We start from the raw sequence: 15,500 nt of genomic DNA, 5'->3' as shown, positions 1-15,500 counted from the left end.
CCACGGAGGCCGAGATGCGACCGGCCGCTGTCCACAAGGAGGCCGACAAGGAGGCCGGGCCCACCCGGGCCGAGCGGTTCAGCGCCATCGCCCAGCAGCACGGCGCCCTCGTCACCCTCCTGGTGGCCATGGTGGCGGCCTCTCTGAGCTTCGACACCTTCCTGACCGGTGACAACCTCGAGAACATGGCGCTGTCCTCGGCCTTCCTCGCCGTGGTCGCACTCGGCATGACGTTCGTCATCGTCACCGGCGGGATCGACCTGTCGGTGGGGTCGCTCTTCGCCCTCGGCGGAGTGCTGGCGGCCTGGGGCTCGCAGTACGGCACGGTGGTGGCCCTGCTGCTGCCGCTCGCGGTGTGCGGGCTGATCGGTGTGGTCAACGGCCTGCTCATCGCCCGCTCGGGACTGGCTCCGTTCATCGTCACCCTCGCCGCCCTGCTCGGTGCGCGCGGCATCCTGCTGGCGATCACCGACGAGGGTTCCACGACGTACCTCGTCGACAAGGACTCGTTCTTCGCGACGCTCGGGCAGGGCTCGCTGCTCGGCATCGCCGTACCGATCTGGATCACGGTGGTGCTGTTCGTCCTGGGAGCGCTCGTCCTGCGCCGCACCCGCTTCGGGCAGTACGTGTACGCGGTCGGCGGCAACGAGGACGCGGCGGCGCTGATGGGCGCCCCCGTGGCGCGTACGAAGATCGCGGTGTACGCCCTGTCGGGGCTGTGCGCGGGCCTCGCGGGCGCGCTCAACGCGGCCTGGCTGGTGTCGGGCGTGACGATCCTCGGCTCGGGCATGGAGCTGGAGGCCATCTCCGCGGTCGTCATCGGCGGCACCCTGCTGTCCGGCGGCTTCGGCTTCGTCAGCGGCGCGCTGGTCGGGGTGCTCCTGCTCAAGGTGATCCAGAACGTCATCAACCAGATCGGCTCGCTGGACTCCGCGTACCAGCAGGTCGTCAGCGGCGCTTTCCTCGCCGTGGTGGTGGTGGCCCAGACCTGGCTGGGCCGTCGGCGCCGGGTGCTGTGAGGGAGGCGGGCCCGGTGGTGCCGGCCGATGGCACCACCGGGCCCGCGGACCCCTCCCGGACCTCTCCCGGACCTCTCCCGGACCTCTCCCGGTCTCAGCGCACCTCGGCCCCCAGGGGGTCGTCGTCGAGGAAGCCGCCGGACTGGTGCTGCCACAGCTTCGCGTAGGCGCCTTCGGTGGCGAGCAGCTCCTGATGTGTGCCCTGCTCGACGATCCGGCCACGGTCCAGGACGACGAGCTGGTCCATGGTGGCGACCGTGCTCAGCCGGTGCGCCACCACGAGCGCCGTCCGGCCCTCCATGAGCCTCCACAGCGCCTCCTGGACAAGCACCTCGCTCTCCGAGTCCAGGGCGCTGGTCGCCTCGTCCAGCAGCAGGATCGGCGCGTCGCGCAGGATCGCCCTGGCGAGCGCGACCCGCTGGCGCTGGCCGCCCGACAGCTTCACGCCCCGCTCGCCGACCATGGTGTCGAAGCCCTCGGGCAGCGCGTCGGCGAACTCCGTGACGTGCGCGATCTCCGCCGCGTGGCGGATCTCCCCGTCGGTGGCGTCCGGCCGGGCGAACGCGATGTTGTCCCGCAGGGTGCGGTGGAACATCGCCGGGTCCTGCGGCACATAGGCGATGAGGCCGCGCAGTTCGGCCTGGCGCATCCGGCTGATGTCCTGTCCCCCGATCAGGATCCGCCCCGCGTCGAGGTCCGTCATCCTCAGCAGCAGCCGGCTGAGGGTGGTCTTGCCTCCGCCCGAGCGGCCGACGAGCCCGATCTTCGTCCCGCTGGGCACGGCCAGTTCGAGTCCTTCGAAAAGGGGGCCCGCCCCCGCGTGGGCGAAGGTCACTTTCTCGAAGCGCACGTCGGCGGCCCTGGACCGCAGCGGCTCGGGCGACCTGGGGTCGAGCACGGTCGGCGGCATCAGGAGCAGTTCGGTGAACTGCGCTGCCTCCGTCATCGAGCTCTCCAGACGACGGTAGATCTGGTTGAACTCGAACATGATCCGCGTCGCGTTCGTGTAGTAGGTGAAGGCGACCACGACCGCCTCCACGCCGTGCCCGCCGCCGCTCAGCGCGATCGCGAGCAGCAGGCCCAGCGCGTTGGTGAGCACCGACATCGGCGCGACCAGGGTGTCGATGCGCAGGTTGCCGTAGTCCCACGCCCGCAGGGTGAGCCGCCGCGACTCGGCGACCCGGGACCGGTGCTCGGCGGCCTCGCGCTCCTCGGCGGCGAACGCCCGGACCGTGTCCATGTTCATCAGGCTGTCGGCGACATGGCCCGACACCCGGGCGATCGCCTCCTCACGCTTGTCGACCAACAGCTGCCGGCGGCGGATGAGGGGCACCACGCACAGCGCGGTCAGCACGATCATCGTCAACAGGCCGACGACGAGCAGCGGTTCGTAGTGCCAGAGCACCACCGACCCGAACACCAGTGGCACCAGGCGGCCCACGACCTGGAACGTCAGCGTGTCGACGAACTCCTCGAACCGGGAGGCGAAGCTCAGCACCCGCTTGGTCAGCGACCCGGCGAAGTTGTCGTGGAAGAAGGCCGCGTCCTTGGCGAACAGTTCGTCCATGCCGATCACGTACAGATCCTCGATACCGCGGGCGGCGAGCCGGTTCAGGCAGTGCAGGCCCAGGCGCCACAGTGTCTCCGCGAGCAGCAGGACGCCCGCGAAGCCGAGAATGTACGGTAACGCCGCGGTGACCGAGATACCGCCGTCGGCGGCGATCCGGCCGACGAGTTTCGCGACGATCAGCGGTGCGACGTAGTTGATTCCGATGTTGCCCAGGGCGGGCAGCAGCAACGCGGGTACCGCGAACAGCCGGAACCGCGCCAGTTCCCTTCCGTAGTGACGAAGTGCGAGGAACACCGCACCCTTGCCCGGCTGAACCTTGCGTGATTCAGTCGATCCCATCCTCACCCCGTGTCGTCGTCGTACGGCAGCCCGTCGCCCGCTCCTCGGGGGAGATGCCGTTGCCTCGGTGCCCGGCCGCGGTCCGGTACGGGCGATGCCTCGCTCAGGTCGTCTCCGAAGGGCGGGGATCGACAACGGAGCCCCCGCGCAGTCACCTTGCGCCGTGTGCGAGTGCGGGTGGGCCAGGACTCCGATTGTCCCGCGACGCCCTGTGCGGAGTCCACGAGTTTTCCCACCCGTCGGCACCCGTCAGCACCCTTCGGCACTCATCAGCCCCCATGCGCACGTGCGAATCCGCAACCGGGTGTTTCCTGGAACGATGGGAGTCGTCGGGCCGTTCACCAGGTACTCGCGTGGCAGTCGGGCCGCACGTGCACGAGTGGGAGACATGACGTGACGCACATTCTTGTCATCGGCGGCGGGATCGCCGGCACGGCGTCCGCGCTGGCCCTGCACAAGGCCGGGGCGGACGTCACCGTGTACGAGGCGCACCCCGAATCGGCCGCGGACATCGGCGCGTTCCTCACCCTCGCGAGCAACGGCATGCGGGCGCTCGCCCAGATCGACGCCTCCGCAGCGGTCACGGCCGTCGGCTTCCCGCTGCGCTCGATGCGGGTCCTCGACGGCACGGGCGCCACGGTGGCCCAGGTGCCGCTGGGCGAGGCCGACGACCCGCTCCTGCGCTTCCGCTGTCTGCCCCGCGGCGAACTGGCCGCCGCGCTGCAGGCGGAGGCCGTTCGCCGGGGCATCGACATCAGGCACGGAGCCCGGCTCACCTCCGTCCGGGACACCCCGGACGCGGACGCGGTCACCGCGCACTTCGCCGACGGCGCCACCGCGACCGGCGACCTGCTCGTCGGGGCCGACGGCCTCAACTCCGCCGTACGGCAGGGCATCGCACCTGACGTACAGCCCGTCCACGCGGGACAGCGTGTCTTCTACGGCTGCACCGGCGACCGGAGCGTGGCCGGGGAGGACGCCGGAGACAGCGAGCGGATCACCATGGTGCGCGGCAGTTCGGCGGCCTTCGGCTACGCGGTGTCGCCGGGCGGGGAGACGTACTGGTTCGCGCGTGTGGCCGGTGGGCCCCTGTCCGCGGACGAGATCGCCCACGGCTCGTCCGGCCACTGGCGCGAGCTGCTCCTGTCGCTGCTGCGCGAGGACAGCACCCCGGCCGCGGACATCGTCGCGGCCACCACCGAGCGCCTCATGGTCACCGACGCCACGGAGATTCCCACCGGCACGCCCTGGCGCTCCGGCCGCACCCTGACCATCGGGGACGCGGCCCACGCGGCGTCCCCGGCGACGGGTCAGGGGGCGTCGATGGCGCTGGAGGACGCCGTCCTCCTCGCGAAGTCCCTGCGTGACGCACCCGGCACCGAGGCCGCGCTCGCCCTCTACGAGTCACTGCGCCGTCCCCGCGTCGAGGAGAACGTCACGGTCAGCGGGAGGATCTCGCGCGGCGCTCCCCCGCCGTCCCGTCCCGGCCGGGGAGCGCCCGCCTCCCGTCCCGGCGACGAGGAACTCGTACGACACCTGGACTGGCACACCGACCTGTGGACCGCGGCAGGGACTGTGAATTGACCTCTTCGCCTTGGGACCAGACACGTGACACCGCACAGGTGACACCACACACGTGACACCGCACATGGCCCGGGTCTCTGGTGACTCGGGCCCGCGTCGGGTACGGCAGTCGATGAGACATGTACCGGGAACAGCGCGTTCAGGTCGTGCGTACTATCTCTACACTGGCGCAAAGTACGCAGTTGTGTCCTTCTGACGGTCCAACCCTGACAGACACCGTCCCGCTCCCCACCCGTGCACACCGCGTTCCCCCTTCTCGCACATGTGCCGGCGGACCGAGAGAGAGGCTCCAGTCATGCCTGAGAACCAGACCTCCACCGCACGCCCCACAGAACTCACCTCGCAGTACATCGCACAGGTGACGAACGACCTCGAGAGCAACGCCAAGGAGCAGGACCGGGTAGCCGCGGACATCGCGGCCCTGCAGGAGCAGTTGCTCGCGCTGCGGCAGGACCACACGATCCTGGTGAACATGCAGCAGGCGCTCGGCGGCGCGAGCCCGTCCGCCCGGAGCAAGCAGTCCAAGCAGGTCAAGCAGTCCAAGCAGAAGAAGACAGCTGCCCCTGCCGAGAAGAAGTCCGCGGCCAGGAAGCCCGCGGCGCAGGCAGCCGAGTCAGCATCCCAGCCGAGCCTGATCGACCTGATCCGCGCTCACCTGGAAGAGCAGAACGAGCCGCGCTCCGCGGCCGAGGTCACCGCGGCGCTCACCGCGGCCCACCCCGACCGCACCATCAGGACCACCGTCGTACGCACCAGCCTCGAGAACCTGGTCGCCAGGAGCAGTGTCCACCGCAGCAAGCAGGGCTCCTCGGTCTTCTACACGGCCGACACCGAGCCCAGGCCGGCCGCGACGGCCGGCTGATCCCTCTCCTCGTCGGCGGCACAGGCCGGCCCGGCCACCCACGACCGGTTCAACGCGTCGGGTGCAGTCCAGTCGTCGGGCTCGATGCCACGAAGGCGTATCCGTTCGCCGGTCCAGAACGATGTCATCCCGCATTGGATCACGTCGTTCCCGTCGCGGCGGTGGCTGTCGTCCCGTCACGCGCCGCTGACCGCGGTGAACGGGCCGAACTCCCAGGTGCGGTCGCCGAAGACGGGTGACTCCTCAAGGGTGACCCGCACCTCGTGGACCCTGAGGTCGTACTGCGTCGGTGTCATGCCCTCGGCGCAGTCGACGTCCACCGGTGCGAAGTTCACGAACCAGCCCGGCCCGAGGTCGGTCGTCCCGGTGGTGCGGTACTGGTACAGCAGGTACGACGTGCTGGGGGTGTAGTAGTACGAGGACATCCCCCGCCGCTCGGTCACCTCGAAGGCGGTGTCCTGGTCGAAGACACCGTTCGCGTCCGTGCAGCCGAAGGTACGGGACGTGTCGGCGGTCGCCCGGAAGTAGGAGTTGTCCTCCACCCCCTCGATGTATCCGGGCTGCTCGCGCACATGGCTCAGGGTCGTGTAGAGGGAGAAGCCGCCGCAGCCGGCCGTGGGCCAGTAGTCCCGGATGTACAGCCGGCACTTGTACGGCCCGAAGAACGCGTCGGGATCCGGTGTGTAGGGCTGCGGGACGATCGCGTCGAACGACTGCACCTGCATCTCGGCCGTCCCGACACGCGGTACGTCCTCGGCGGCGCCGCTCCCCTGACCCGCGGCCCGCGCCACGGCCGGTCCCGCGAACACCAGTGCCATCGTGACCAGCAGCGTTCCCAGCAGTCGGTTCACCCGCGTCTTCCGCATACCTGCCTCCCCCTGTGTCCGGTTGGTTCCGCGCCACGTGCTGTGTCACGCGCACGACATGACGTACGACCGCCGGTCCCGTCGCATGGTTGCCCCGCCGACGACCGGCCGCGGCCGCGGACAGGGGCCGTTGTCAGTGGTGGCAGGCAGGATGACCGCATGACCTCACCCGTTGCAGTGATCGTGGATGCCGCCGCCTACGCGCAGGCGGTCGAGGACGCCGTGAAGGCGTCGGCCGCCTACTACACGGGCGGCACCTCGCCCATGGACGACGACACCTACGACCGGCTGGTGCGCGCCGTCGCCGCGTGGGAGGCGGAGCATCCCGACGAGGTGCTGCCCGGCTCACCGACCGGAAAGGTCGCCGGGGGTGCCGTCGAGGGCGATGTGCCGCACACGGTGGCCATGCTCAGCCTGGACAACGTGTTCTCGCCCGAGGAGTTCACCGCCTGGACGGCTTCGCTGGCCCGGCGCCTCGGCCGCGACGTGGAGCGGTTCAGTGTCGAGCCGAAGCTCGACGGCCTGGCGATCGCGGCCCGTTACAGGGCCGGCCGTCTGGAGCGTCTGATCACCCGGGGGGACGGCACGGCCGGGGAGGACGTCTCGCACGCGATCGGCACCGTCGAAGGACTGCCGGAGGTCCTGGCCGAGCCCGTCACGGTGGAGGTCCGCGGTGAGGTCCTGATGACCACCGCCCAGTTCGAGCACGGCAACGACGTGCGCACCGCGCACGGCGGCCAGCCCTTCGCGAATCCGCGCGGCGCCTCGGCGGGCACCCTGAGAGCGAAGGAGCGCGCCTACACCGTGCCGATGACGTTCTTCGGCTACGGCCTGCTGCCCCTGCCGGACACGGACGCCGAACTCGCCGGGCGGCTGCGCGAGCTGTCCCACAGCGAGCTGATGGCCCACGCCGCCGGACTCGGTGTGCACACCACCGCGGGCACCGCGGTCCCCGGCACCACCGCCGACACGGCCGAGCAGGTCCTGGCGCGGGTGCGGGAGATCGCCGGGCTGCGCGCGGAACTGCCGTTCGGGATCGACGGGATCGTCGTCAAGGCGGACCTGGCCGCCGACCAGCGGGCCGCGGGGTCCGGCTCCCGTGCCCCGCGCTGGGCCATCGCCTACAAACTGCCCGCGGTGGAGAAGATCACCCGCCTCCTGGAGGTCGAGTGGAACGTGGGCCGTACCGGCATCATCGCCCCGCGCGCCGTCCTCGAACCGGTCGTCATCGACGGGGCCACCATCACGTACGCCACCCTCCACAACCCGGCCGACATCACCCGACGCGATCTGCGGCTGGGCGACCACGTCATGGTGCACCGGGCCGGCGACGTCATTCCCCGGATCGAGGCCCCCGTCGCCCATCTGCGCACCGGCGCCGAACAGCCCATCGTGTTCCCCGAGGTGTGCCCGCGGTGCGGAAGCGGCATCGACACCGGCGAGCAGCGCTGGCGCTGCGAGAACGGCCGCAACTGCCATCTGGTCGCCTCCCTCTCGTACGCCGCCGGCCGCGACCAGCTCGACATCGAGGGCCTCGGTCACACCCGCGTCGTCCAGCTCGTCGAGGCGGGCCTGGTGGCCGACCTCGCGGATCTGTTCACCCTGACCCGCGACCAACTCCTGAGTCTGGAACGGATGGGCGGGACCAGCACCGACAACCTCCTCGCGGCGCTCACCACCGCCAAGGGACGGCCGCTCTCGCGGGTGCTGTGCGCGCTGGGAGTGCGGGGTACGGGCCGGTCGATGTCCCGCCGTATCGCCCGCCACTTCGCCACGATGGACCACCTCCGCGCAGCCGACGTGGAGTCGATGCGGCAGGTCGAGGGCATCGGCACCGAGAAGGCGCCGTCGATCGTCGCCGAACTCACCGAACTCGCCCCGCTGATCGACAAGCTCGTCGCCGCCGGGGTGAACATGACGGAGCCCGGCGCCACCCCGCCGAGCCCGCCCGTCGCCGACGACGACCGGTCCGACGGTACCGACAGCTCCGACGGCGCCCGGGAGCGCTCGCAGGACTCGGAGAGCTCGGAGCCCGCGGGCGGGCCACTGGCCGGGATGACGGTGGTCGTGACCGGCGCGATGACCGGTCCGCTGGAGAAGCTCAGTCGCAACCAGATGAACGAACTCGTCGAGCGCGCCGGAGGCCGCTCCTCCTCCAGCGTCTCCAAGAAGACGGCCCTGGTGGTGGCGGGAGAAGGGGCCGGGTCCAAACGCGCCAAGGCCGAGACCCTCGGCATCCGCCTGGCCACCCCCGACGAGTTCGCCGCCCTCGTCACCGACTACCTCGCATAGCCCGCTGGCGCGCGACCGGGCCGCCGTGACAGGCTCAGCGTCGCTCGTGAACAAGCTGTGGGTGAGGGGAAGTCCGTGGACACGCAGACCTGGGACACGCTGGTCGCATCGATGAAGAACGCGTACAGCGCGGATCTGGCGCAGGGAACCGTGCCCCGACCGGTCCTCATGCCCCTGGTACGGGGCGAACTGGTCGGGCTCGTCGGGCTGCGTCCCACCCAGGTCGGCAAGGACGCGATGTCCGCGATCGTCGAGCTCTCGAACGTCGCCTCCGCGGCGAGCGCGGACGAGGTCGTCCTCGCCTGGGAGACCCAGGACGTCGCCGCCGCGTGCGGGCTTCCGGTCACCGCTCCCGCTCCCTGCCTGAACTTGGTGCACGCCACCAAGGAGGGGCACGTACTGCACCAGCTCCCCTACACGCACACGCACGCGCCACTGGACTCCGCCGCCGGCGGCACCGCCGGGGCCGGACCCACGTGGCTCCCCGCGCCGGGACCGCAGCCGGACGGGGAACTGTCTCCGCCGATCCGGGCCGCCCTCGACTACTCCTTCACCCCCTTGGAGCTCGACCACCCCTCCCCCTTCGGTGTCACCGTCCTCCTCATGGAGGACGACGGCTACACGGTCCGCCTCACCGACGCCTTCACCCCGTGACATGCGAAGACCGGTTGCCGTTGTCGACCGCCCGTGGCGGGGTATACGGAGCTGTGCACGGACCGCACCACCGTCCCCCTCCACAGGAGTAGAGCCATGGCAGGCATTCTGAACAAGATCAAGCAGTTCGCCAGGAGCCCGCAAGGACGGCGCACCATCGAACAGGCCCGTCGCGCCTCCGCCGACCCGCGGCGCCGCGCCCAGGCCCAGCGGCTGCTGGGCAAGCTGCGCGGTCGCCGCTGACCCCGGCGGCACCGGCGCCCGAGGTTCTCTCGGCCCTCACGCCTTCTTCACGCGAAAACCCCACCCGCGACATGCGGGTGGGGTTCTGTGGAGCGCCGGGCAGGCCTTGCACCTGCATTTCCCCGCAGGAAGCGGGGCGTCTTTCCTTGGACCACCGACGCGAGACGCACTGTCGTTCTGCCGTGCGCTCAAGATCAATGATATCAGCCCCGACGCCTGCCGGAGCACACTCCCCGGGAGAGCCGGCGAGAGGAACCGGCCGTCCGTGGGCGGAGATTCGCCGGACAGCATTCCCGTTTGGCGACCGCCGAGCCGGATACCCGGGTGTCATGGCTGGAGCTCACAACAAAACCACGAACGGACAGTCGCCCACCGCGCACGCGCAAGTGGCGAAGAACATCGTGACCGAAGGTGCCAAAGCGCCGGCTGAGGAGTCGCAGAAGGCCGCCACCGAGGCGGTGAAGAAGGCGGGGGACGCCGCCGGGGCCGTCGGCCGTGGCAGCAAGGAAGCCCTGGTGAACATCGGCGGAGCCACGTCGCAGAAGGCCAAGGAGACGGCGAGGACGGTGCAGGGCACCGTGTCCACGGCCGCTCGGCAGACGGCGGGTCGGGCCGGCGTGGCCTGGGCCCTCCTCAAGACGAGGAAGGCCGTGGCGGCCGCCGCCGGAGCGGGGACCGTGGCCGTGGTCCTCTGCTCCTACACGGCGGGCCGGCGTGCCGGTCTGCGGCAGCGCGGCCCGCTCTCCCGTCTCAGCGGCGGCCGTCTCTGAGGTGACGGACGCCGCCGCCACGGCAACCTGCGACCGGGCCCGCCGGAGCTCTCCGCTCCGACGGGCCCGTTCGCGCTCGCACCCGGATCCGGAACCCGATCACCGCGCTGCGCGTCGTTATGGGCACGCCCGCCCGTGACCGGGGGCGAAGGCGGTTCCAGGACAGACGGGTGGAGTTCGGTGGAGCGGGCGGACGGCAGTGTGGCGGTGGCGACCAGATCGCAGGACGGGTCGCCCTCTCGGTGGAGCAGGCACCTCCCCTGGCGGCATTGGGGCCCGGACGCGAAAGGCCGGTCGCGGTGGGCGCGTGGGCGTGTCCTCGCGTCGCTCGCCGTGCTGACCGCCGCTCTACTGGCCTTCCACTCCGTGGTGCCCAATACGGTGGGCCGCTTCGGCAGCCTGCTGGAGACGTTCCTGCCCTGGCTCGGTCTGGCCGTTCCGCTGTTGTCGGTCCTGGCCGTGCTGCGCCGCTCGGTCACCGCGCTGGTGGTCGTGCTGCTGCCCGCGGCCGTCTGGGCGCAGCTGTTCGGCGGGCGGCTCCTGGCGGACGACCGCGGCCCGCACGATCTCACGGCGGTCCAGCACAACGTCAGCGACGTGAACACCGACCCCACGGGCACCGCGCGGGCCCTGATCGAGGGCGCGCCTGACCTCGTCGCGCTGGAAGAGGTGACACCCTCCGCGCTGCCGGCCTACGAGAAGGCGCTGGGCCCTGACTACCCGTACCACGCGGTCGAGGGAACGGTGGGGCTGTGGTCGAGGCATCCCCTGTCGGCCGTCCGCCCGGTGGACATCAGACCGGCCGGGATCGGCGCGGGGTGGAACCGCGGGATGCGGTCCACCGTGCGTACCCCCCGGGGCGACATCGCGGTGTACGTCGCCCACCTGCCCTCGATCCGCCTCGGACCGGCCGGTCTCGGTTCCGGTCGGCGGGACGAGAGCGCCGAGCTGCTGGGCGCGGCCCTCGCGGCCGAGAGGCTGGACCCGGTGATCCTGCTCGGTGACTTCAACGGCTCGGTGGACGACCGGGGCCTGGATCCCGTCCTCTCGCGGATGGACTCGACCGGCGGGTCCCGGGGCTTCGCCTTCAGCTGGCCCGCGTCGTTCCCGGTGTCCCGGATCGACCATGTGATGGCCCGCTCGGCGACCGTGACGGGTGTCCGGACCCTGCCGGCCACCGGCAGTGACCACCTGCCCGTCGCCGTCGACATCAGCCTCGGCCGCGACGACGGCGACTCACCTCCCGCCCCCTGACGTGCTCCCCCGAACTCCCGTCCCGCCAAGACCCTAGGTCTGCCGGAGCGGCTCGTACGCCTCCGCGCCGATGCCGAACGTCCAGGCCACCCCCTCGCGGGCCGTGCGGGTCGTCGGCGGCACCCTCAGCCAGTAGGTGCGGCTGGTGCCGTCGGGCTCCGGGGTGGAGTTGACGACCTCGACCATCACCACGTCCTCGTCACCGACCAGTTGGACCCGCCACAGCACCCCCGTCTCGTCGCGGTGGACGGGCTTCGCGCCGGACTCGTCCAGGTACCGGTCGTAGCCGTAGTGCTCCAGCATGACGCGGCGCAGTTCGGCGTTCTCCTCGCCGCGTATGCGCTCGGGGGTCAGCCTGGTCAGTTCGTCGAGGAAGTCGCGCGGGACGGGCATTCCCCGCCAGGCGTACAGCTCGAACCCGTCCGCGTAGCCGAGTGCCGGTCCGTCGCCGCGGTCCAGGCGTCCCGCTTCGTCGCGGTGCAGGGTCACGGGGCGCTCGCTGACGATGGCCACCTTCTCGTAGGGCCACCACCAGCCCGCGTCGCGCGCCACGGCGGCCAGGCCTCCCAGGGGGCTCTCGTCGCCGGAGTCGAACGCGCACAGCCAGGCCGCGTCGTGCTGTCCCAGTGCCGCGTCCAGCAGGAGGAGGCGGATCTGTGTCTCCTCCTTCCGGTCGGTGGCGAGTTCCTCGACGATGCCCGCCCGCACCCGGTCGACCAGGGTGCGGGTCGACTCCCACAGGCCCGCCGCCGTGGCACGCCAGTGACCGCTCCACCCCTCCGGGCCCAGTCGGGCGTGCAGCCGTGCTCTCTCGGCGGCCCAGGGCGCGCCCAGCACGGTGTCGCGGACGCTCGCGCCGAGGGTGTCCCGCTCCGAGCCGTCCGGGCGTGCCGCCACCATGAGCATGCGGACCGCCTTGCGGGGCGACTGGGTCCACACGATGCGCTCGGGCTCGGGCAGGCCGGCTCGCCGGTAGGCGAGTCGTACGCCCTCCTCGGCCGCCGCCCGGTCGCCCGGTCCTGTCGCCGCTGCCGCCGCCCGCCAACTGTTCTGATCCATCGACGCCGTTCCTCTTTCGGATGCTGTGCCGCAAGTACTGTGCCGCCGCCCCACGGACCGCGGCCGGGTGGTGCGGGTACGCCCCTCGTCAGTCGGCGACCACGCGCACCGAGCCGGGCACGTACTCCCGCTGGCGGATGACGCGGTACCAGCCCTTGGGGAGCGGGATCGCCGCGTGTTCCTCGTGCACCACGCGGGCTCCGTCGGGCACGTGCAGCAGCATCGGGCCGAAGAGGCCCGCCTCGCGGATCAGCCGTCCCGGACCGACCACCGCATGGGCGTGGCCGGTGACTTCACCGAGTGCCAGGACGAGCCTGCCGCGGCCGTCGCGCGGCTCGGACGCCGCGTCGGCCGCGTGCTCCGGCACCGCGCTCTCGGCCAGCGCCACGATCAGGACGTCTCCTTGCCGGTACATGGGTCTCCTCCCGCTGCGGCACACCGTGTGCCCTGGAGAAAACCCTAGAGGCGGGCACTGACAATCACCCTCCGCACCGGCGCGGGGGACCCCCGTTCACGGCGTTGTCAGTGGGACTTGGTAGAACTCCGGTACCTGGACGCGGTCGGCGCGCGCCGGGTTCCGGGCCCATGACCGCCGATCCACCGATCCACCGACCTCGGCGAAGGAGCAGGCGCGCATGACCATCGGTAGCCACCTCACGGAGTTCCACGGCCTGCCGGCCTTCCATTTTCCGGACATCGACGAACCGATGCCCGACGCGTCCTCCCTTCCGTCACCCGAGTCCGTCGCCTGGCACATCGCGGTGAACTCCTACGACTCCGACGAACAGTGGGACGCGGCCTTCGCCCGCTTCGCGGCGGCCGTCGACACCAGGCGGGTGCGGGCGCTGGTGGTGGGCGCGTGGAGCGATGTGTACGACTCGGCTCCCGACGAGGTGGTCGGGGCACTGGTGGCGGCCCGTGACCGGCTGCCCGCGCTGCGGGGCCTGTTCGTCGGGGACATCGCGATGGAGGAGGCGGAGATCTCCTGGATCACCCAGGGCGACATGGGTCCGCTCCTCGAAGCCTTCCCCGCCCTGGAGGAGTTCGGCGTCCGCGGCGGAAACGAGCTGGTCTTCCCCGCCGTCCGGCACGAGCGGCTGCGCAGGCTGACCGTCGAGACCGGCGGCATGCCCGCCAAGGCCGTGCGCGGCATCGCCGCGAGCGACCTGCCCGCCCTCGTCGAACTCGACCTGTGGCTGGGCACGTCCGAGTACGGCGGAGACAGCGAGATCGCCGATCTGGAGCCCTTCTTCGCCGGCACCCGGCTGCCCTCCCTCACCCGGCTCGCCCTGCGCAACAGCGAGATCCAGGACGCCATATGCGCGTCCCTCGCGTCCGCCCCCGTGGTGGCACGCCTGGAGGAACTCGACGTCTCCATGGGGGTGCTCACCGACGACGGGGCCACGGCGCTGCTGACCGGCCAGCCGTTGACCCACCTCAAGAGGCTCGACCTGCACCACAACTACCTCAGTGCGGCCCTGCGCACCCGGCTCCTCGAGACGCTGGAGCCCGCGGGGGTGGAGGTCGACGTCGACGCGGACGACGCCGAGGACGACGAGGACGACGACGGTGAGGTCTGGCGTTTCGTCGCGGTGGGCGAGTAGCGCGCCGCGAGGACCGGACGAGGGGAGGGGGACCACATGCGCCGTACGGGACCGGCGGGCACACCGCCGTCGGCGGGCACACCGGCCACGGCGGACGCACCGCCGAGGACCGACGCCCCGCCGAAGTGGGTGGTCGTCGCCAACGGGGGCAACCGCAGGGTGGGTCTGTTCACCGCCGCCGCCGAGGCCGCGGGACACGGCACACCCCGGGTCGTCGAGTGGCACGACGTACTGCGCGACGGCGGACACGACTTCGCCGACGACGAGGTCGTCCGCCTCGACTCCCCCGGGGAGGACGCCGGCGTGGACGCGACCCTGCGGGGCATGACCGATCCGACGCGGGTGGAGGGCTCCGCGCGCTGGTATTCGCGGTTCCTGGGGGGTGTGGCCTCGCTGCGCGGGGGCCTGCGCCTCGACGACCCGGCGGACCTGGCCGTGATGTTCGACAAACGGCTGTGCCACGAGCGGCTCGTCCGCGCGGACGTGCCGGTGCCGCCGTCCCCCACGTCCGGCGGCCGCACACCCGTCAGGGGCTGGGCGGACGTACGGGACGCCATGGAGACGGCGGGCATGCGGCGCGTCTTCGTCAAGCTCGCCCACGGCTCGTCCGCCTCCGGTGTCCTGGCGATCGAGACCGGCGCCTCGGGCCGGATCCGTGCGACGACGTCGGTGGAGCTCGCCGAGGGCGGACGGCTGCACAACTCGCTGCGGCTGCGCCGCTACACGGCACAGGCGGAGATCGCCGCCATCGTCGACGCCCTGGCTCCCGACGGGCTGCATGTCGAGCGGTGGCTGCCGAAGGCCGCGCTCGGCGGCAGATCGGCCGACCTGCGCATCGTGGTCGTGGGCGGCCGGGCCACCCACGCCGTGGTCCGCACCAGCCGCTCCCCGCTGACCAATCTCCATCTCGGCGGGGCGCGTGGAGATCTGGCGGCCGTGCGGGCGCTGGCCGGCGACCGGTGGGCCTCGGCCGTCGAGACCGCCGAGCGGGCCGCCGCCTGCTTCCCCGGCACGCTGTGTGTCGGGGTCGATCTGCTGCCCGCCATCGGCTGGCGCCGCTTCGCCGTCGGCGAGGTCAACGCGTTCGGCGACCTGCTCCCCCGCCTCACCGGCCTGCCGGGCAGTGAGGCCGAGGGGCAGGACACGTACGCGGCGCAGGTCGCCGCGGCCGGCTCCTTCTGCCGCGGACTGTGCCCCGACGTCCCTGGTGGATTGCGCCCCGGCCCCGGTCACGACCTGTCCACGCCGCCTGAACCGGCCGGGTTTCCCGGGTCGCCCGGCCGGCCCGCACCACCGCACCGTCTGCCGAGGACAGCCCATGCCCCAGCCTGACTCCGAGCCCGACGCCGGCCCCGTACCGCCCTCGGACATCACCGCCGCCACT

14 protein-coding genes are annotated in these 15,500 nt (G+C 71.7%); 10 read left to right on the top strand and 4 right to left on the bottom strand.

Features of this window, described 5'->3' with window-relative positions; all coding sequences use genetic code 11:
• Positions 1-14 precede the first annotated feature (14 nt).
• The gene (locus ACLVWQ_RS36235) at positions 15-1,019 is read left to right on the top strand and encodes an ABC transporter permease (RefSeq protein WP_414113691.1); all 1,005 of its coding nucleotides are present in this window, start codon (positions 15-17) and stop codon (positions 1,017-1,019) included.
• 94 nt (positions 1,020-1,113) lie between these two features.
• Here ACLVWQ_RS36235 and ACLVWQ_RS36230 read toward each other — a convergent pair whose 3' ends face one another.
• The gene (locus tag ACLVWQ_RS36230; protein WP_414113517.1) at positions 1,114-2,928 is read right to left on the bottom strand and encodes an ABC transporter ATP-binding protein; all 1,815 of its coding nucleotides are present in this window, start codon (positions 2,926-2,928) and stop codon (positions 1,114-1,116) included.
• 393 nt (positions 2,929-3,321) lie between these two features.
• Here ACLVWQ_RS36230 and ACLVWQ_RS36225 point away from each other — a divergent pair, with 393 nt between their 5' ends.
• Together ACLVWQ_RS36225 and ACLVWQ_RS36220 are read left to right on the top strand one after the other, a co-directional pair.
• Positions 3,322-4,512, top strand: a complete 1,191-nt coding sequence (locus tag ACLVWQ_RS36225; RefSeq protein ID WP_414113516.1) for an FAD-dependent oxidoreductase — start codon at positions 3,322-3,324, stop codon at positions 4,510-4,512.
• Between the two features lie 295 nt (positions 4,513-4,807).
• The gene (locus tag ACLVWQ_RS36220) at positions 4,808-5,374 is read left to right on the top strand and encodes a hypothetical protein (RefSeq protein WP_414113515.1); all 567 of its coding nucleotides are present in this window, start codon (positions 4,808-4,810) and stop codon (positions 5,372-5,374) included.
• A gap of 176 nt (positions 5,375-5,550) precedes the next feature.
• Here the strand turns inward: ACLVWQ_RS36220 and ACLVWQ_RS36215 are convergent, their stop codons facing one another.
• A complete protein-coding gene (locus ACLVWQ_RS36215) occupies positions 5,551-6,240 on the bottom strand; it encodes a hypothetical protein (protein ID WP_414113514.1) in 690 nt (229 codons plus the stop codon).
• Between the two features lie 159 nt (positions 6,241-6,399).
• On the opposite strand from ACLVWQ_RS36215, the gene ligA reads away from it, so the two are divergent.
• From ligA to ACLVWQ_RS36190, 5 genes are all read left to right on the top strand, one after another.
• Positions 6,400-8,532: an NAD-dependent DNA ligase LigA gene (gene ligA, locus ACLVWQ_RS36210; RefSeq protein ID WP_414113513.1), complete on the top strand. Its 2,133-nt coding sequence runs from the start codon at positions 6,400-6,402 to the stop codon at positions 8,530-8,532.
• A gap of 75 nt (positions 8,533-8,607) precedes the next feature.
• Positions 8,608-9,186 carry a hypothetical protein gene (locus ACLVWQ_RS36205; RefSeq protein WP_414113512.1) on the top strand — a complete coding sequence of 193 codons (579 nt, stop codon included), beginning with the start codon at positions 8,608-8,610 and terminating at the stop codon, positions 9,184-9,186.
• A gap of 96 nt (positions 9,187-9,282) precedes the next feature.
• Positions 9,283-9,429 carry a hypothetical protein gene (locus tag ACLVWQ_RS36200; protein WP_217456678.1) on the top strand — a complete coding sequence of 49 codons (147 nt, stop codon included), beginning with the start codon at positions 9,283-9,285 and terminating at the stop codon, positions 9,427-9,429.
• A gap of 329 nt (positions 9,430-9,758) precedes the next feature.
• A complete protein-coding gene (locus ACLVWQ_RS36195; RefSeq protein WP_414113511.1) occupies positions 9,759-10,199 on the top strand; it encodes a hypothetical protein in 441 nt (146 codons plus the stop codon).
• A 333-nt stretch (positions 10,200-10,532) separates the two neighbouring features.
• A complete protein-coding gene (locus ACLVWQ_RS36190) occupies positions 10,533-11,453 on the top strand; it encodes an endonuclease/exonuclease/phosphatase family protein (protein WP_414113510.1) in 921 nt (306 codons plus the stop codon).
• 33 nt (positions 11,454-11,486) lie between these two features.
• Here ACLVWQ_RS36190 and ACLVWQ_RS36185 read toward each other — a convergent pair whose 3' ends face one another.
• Together ACLVWQ_RS36185 and ACLVWQ_RS36180 are read right to left on the bottom strand one after the other, a co-directional pair.
• The gene (locus tag ACLVWQ_RS36185) at positions 11,487-12,512 is read right to left on the bottom strand and encodes a DUF6745 domain-containing protein (RefSeq protein ID WP_414113509.1); all 1,026 of its coding nucleotides are present in this window, start codon (positions 12,510-12,512) and stop codon (positions 11,487-11,489) included.
• Positions 12,513-12,600: 88 nt separating this feature from the next.
• Positions 12,601-12,927, bottom strand: coding sequence for a hypothetical protein (locus ACLVWQ_RS36180; RefSeq protein WP_414113508.1), 327 nt, complete (start codon positions 12,925-12,927; stop codon positions 12,601-12,603).
• A 220-nt stretch (positions 12,928-13,147) separates the two neighbouring features.
• Here ACLVWQ_RS36180 and ACLVWQ_RS36175 point away from each other — a divergent pair, with 220 nt between their 5' ends.
• Both ACLVWQ_RS36175 and ACLVWQ_RS36170 read left to right on the top strand, forming a co-directional pair.
• Positions 13,148-14,116 (top strand): STM4015 family protein, encoded by a 969-nt coding sequence (locus ACLVWQ_RS36175; protein ID WP_414113507.1) that lies wholly within the window; start codon positions 13,148-13,150, stop codon positions 14,114-14,116.
• A 36-nt stretch (positions 14,117-14,152) separates the two neighbouring features.
• Complete coding sequence (locus ACLVWQ_RS36170; RefSeq protein ID WP_414113506.1) at positions 14,153-15,448, top strand: STM4014 family protein; 1,296 nt, start codon at positions 14,153-14,155, stop codon at positions 15,446-15,448.
• Positions 15,449-15,500 lie beyond the last annotated feature (52 nt).

It is taken from the genome of Streptomyces sp. CWNU-52B (genome assembly GCF_047444975.1).
Classification (GTDB): domain Bacteria; phylum Actinomycetota; class Actinomycetes; order Streptomycetales; family Streptomycetaceae; genus Streptomyces.
This window is presented reverse-complemented; position numbering and strand designations above follow the sequence as displayed.

Coding starts and splice junctions, on each gene's coding strand:
- ACLVWQ_RS36195 (WP_414113511.1), top strand. CDS start 9,759: ATGGCTGGAGCTCACAACAAAACCACGAACGGACAGTCGCCCACCGCG.
- ACLVWQ_RS36175 (WP_414113507.1), top strand. CDS start 13,148: ATGACCATCGGTAGCCACCTCACGGAGTTCCACGGCCTGCCGGCCTTC.
- ACLVWQ_RS36230 (WP_414113517.1), bottom strand. CDS start 2,928: ATGGGATCGACTGAATCACGCAAGGTTCAGCCGGGCAAGGGTGCGGTG.
- ACLVWQ_RS36235 (WP_414113691.1), top strand. CDS start 15: ATGCGACCGGCCGCTGTCCACAAGGAGGCCGACAAGGAGGCCGGGCCC.
- ACLVWQ_RS36170 (WP_414113506.1), top strand. CDS start 14,153: ATGCGCCGTACGGGACCGGCGGGCACACCGCCGTCGGCGGGCACACCG.
- ACLVWQ_RS36200 (WP_217456678.1), top strand. CDS start 9,283: ATGGCAGGCATTCTGAACAAGATCAAGCAGTTCGCCAGGAGCCCGCAA.
- ACLVWQ_RS36220 (WP_414113515.1), top strand. CDS start 4,808: ATGCCTGAGAACCAGACCTCCACCGCACGCCCCACAGAACTCACCTCG.
- ACLVWQ_RS36185 (WP_414113509.1), bottom strand. CDS start 12,512: ATGGATCAGAACAGTTGGCGGGCGGCGGCAGCGGCGACAGGACCGGGC.
- ligA (WP_414113513.1), top strand. CDS start 6,400: ATGACCTCACCCGTTGCAGTGATCGTGGATGCCGCCGCCTACGCGCAG.
- ACLVWQ_RS36215 (WP_414113514.1), bottom strand. CDS start 6,240: ATGCGGAAGACGCGGGTGAACCGACTGCTGGGAACGCTGCTGGTCACG.
- ACLVWQ_RS36180 (WP_414113508.1), bottom strand. CDS start 12,927: ATGTACCGGCAAGGAGACGTCCTGATCGTGGCGCTGGCCGAGAGCGCG.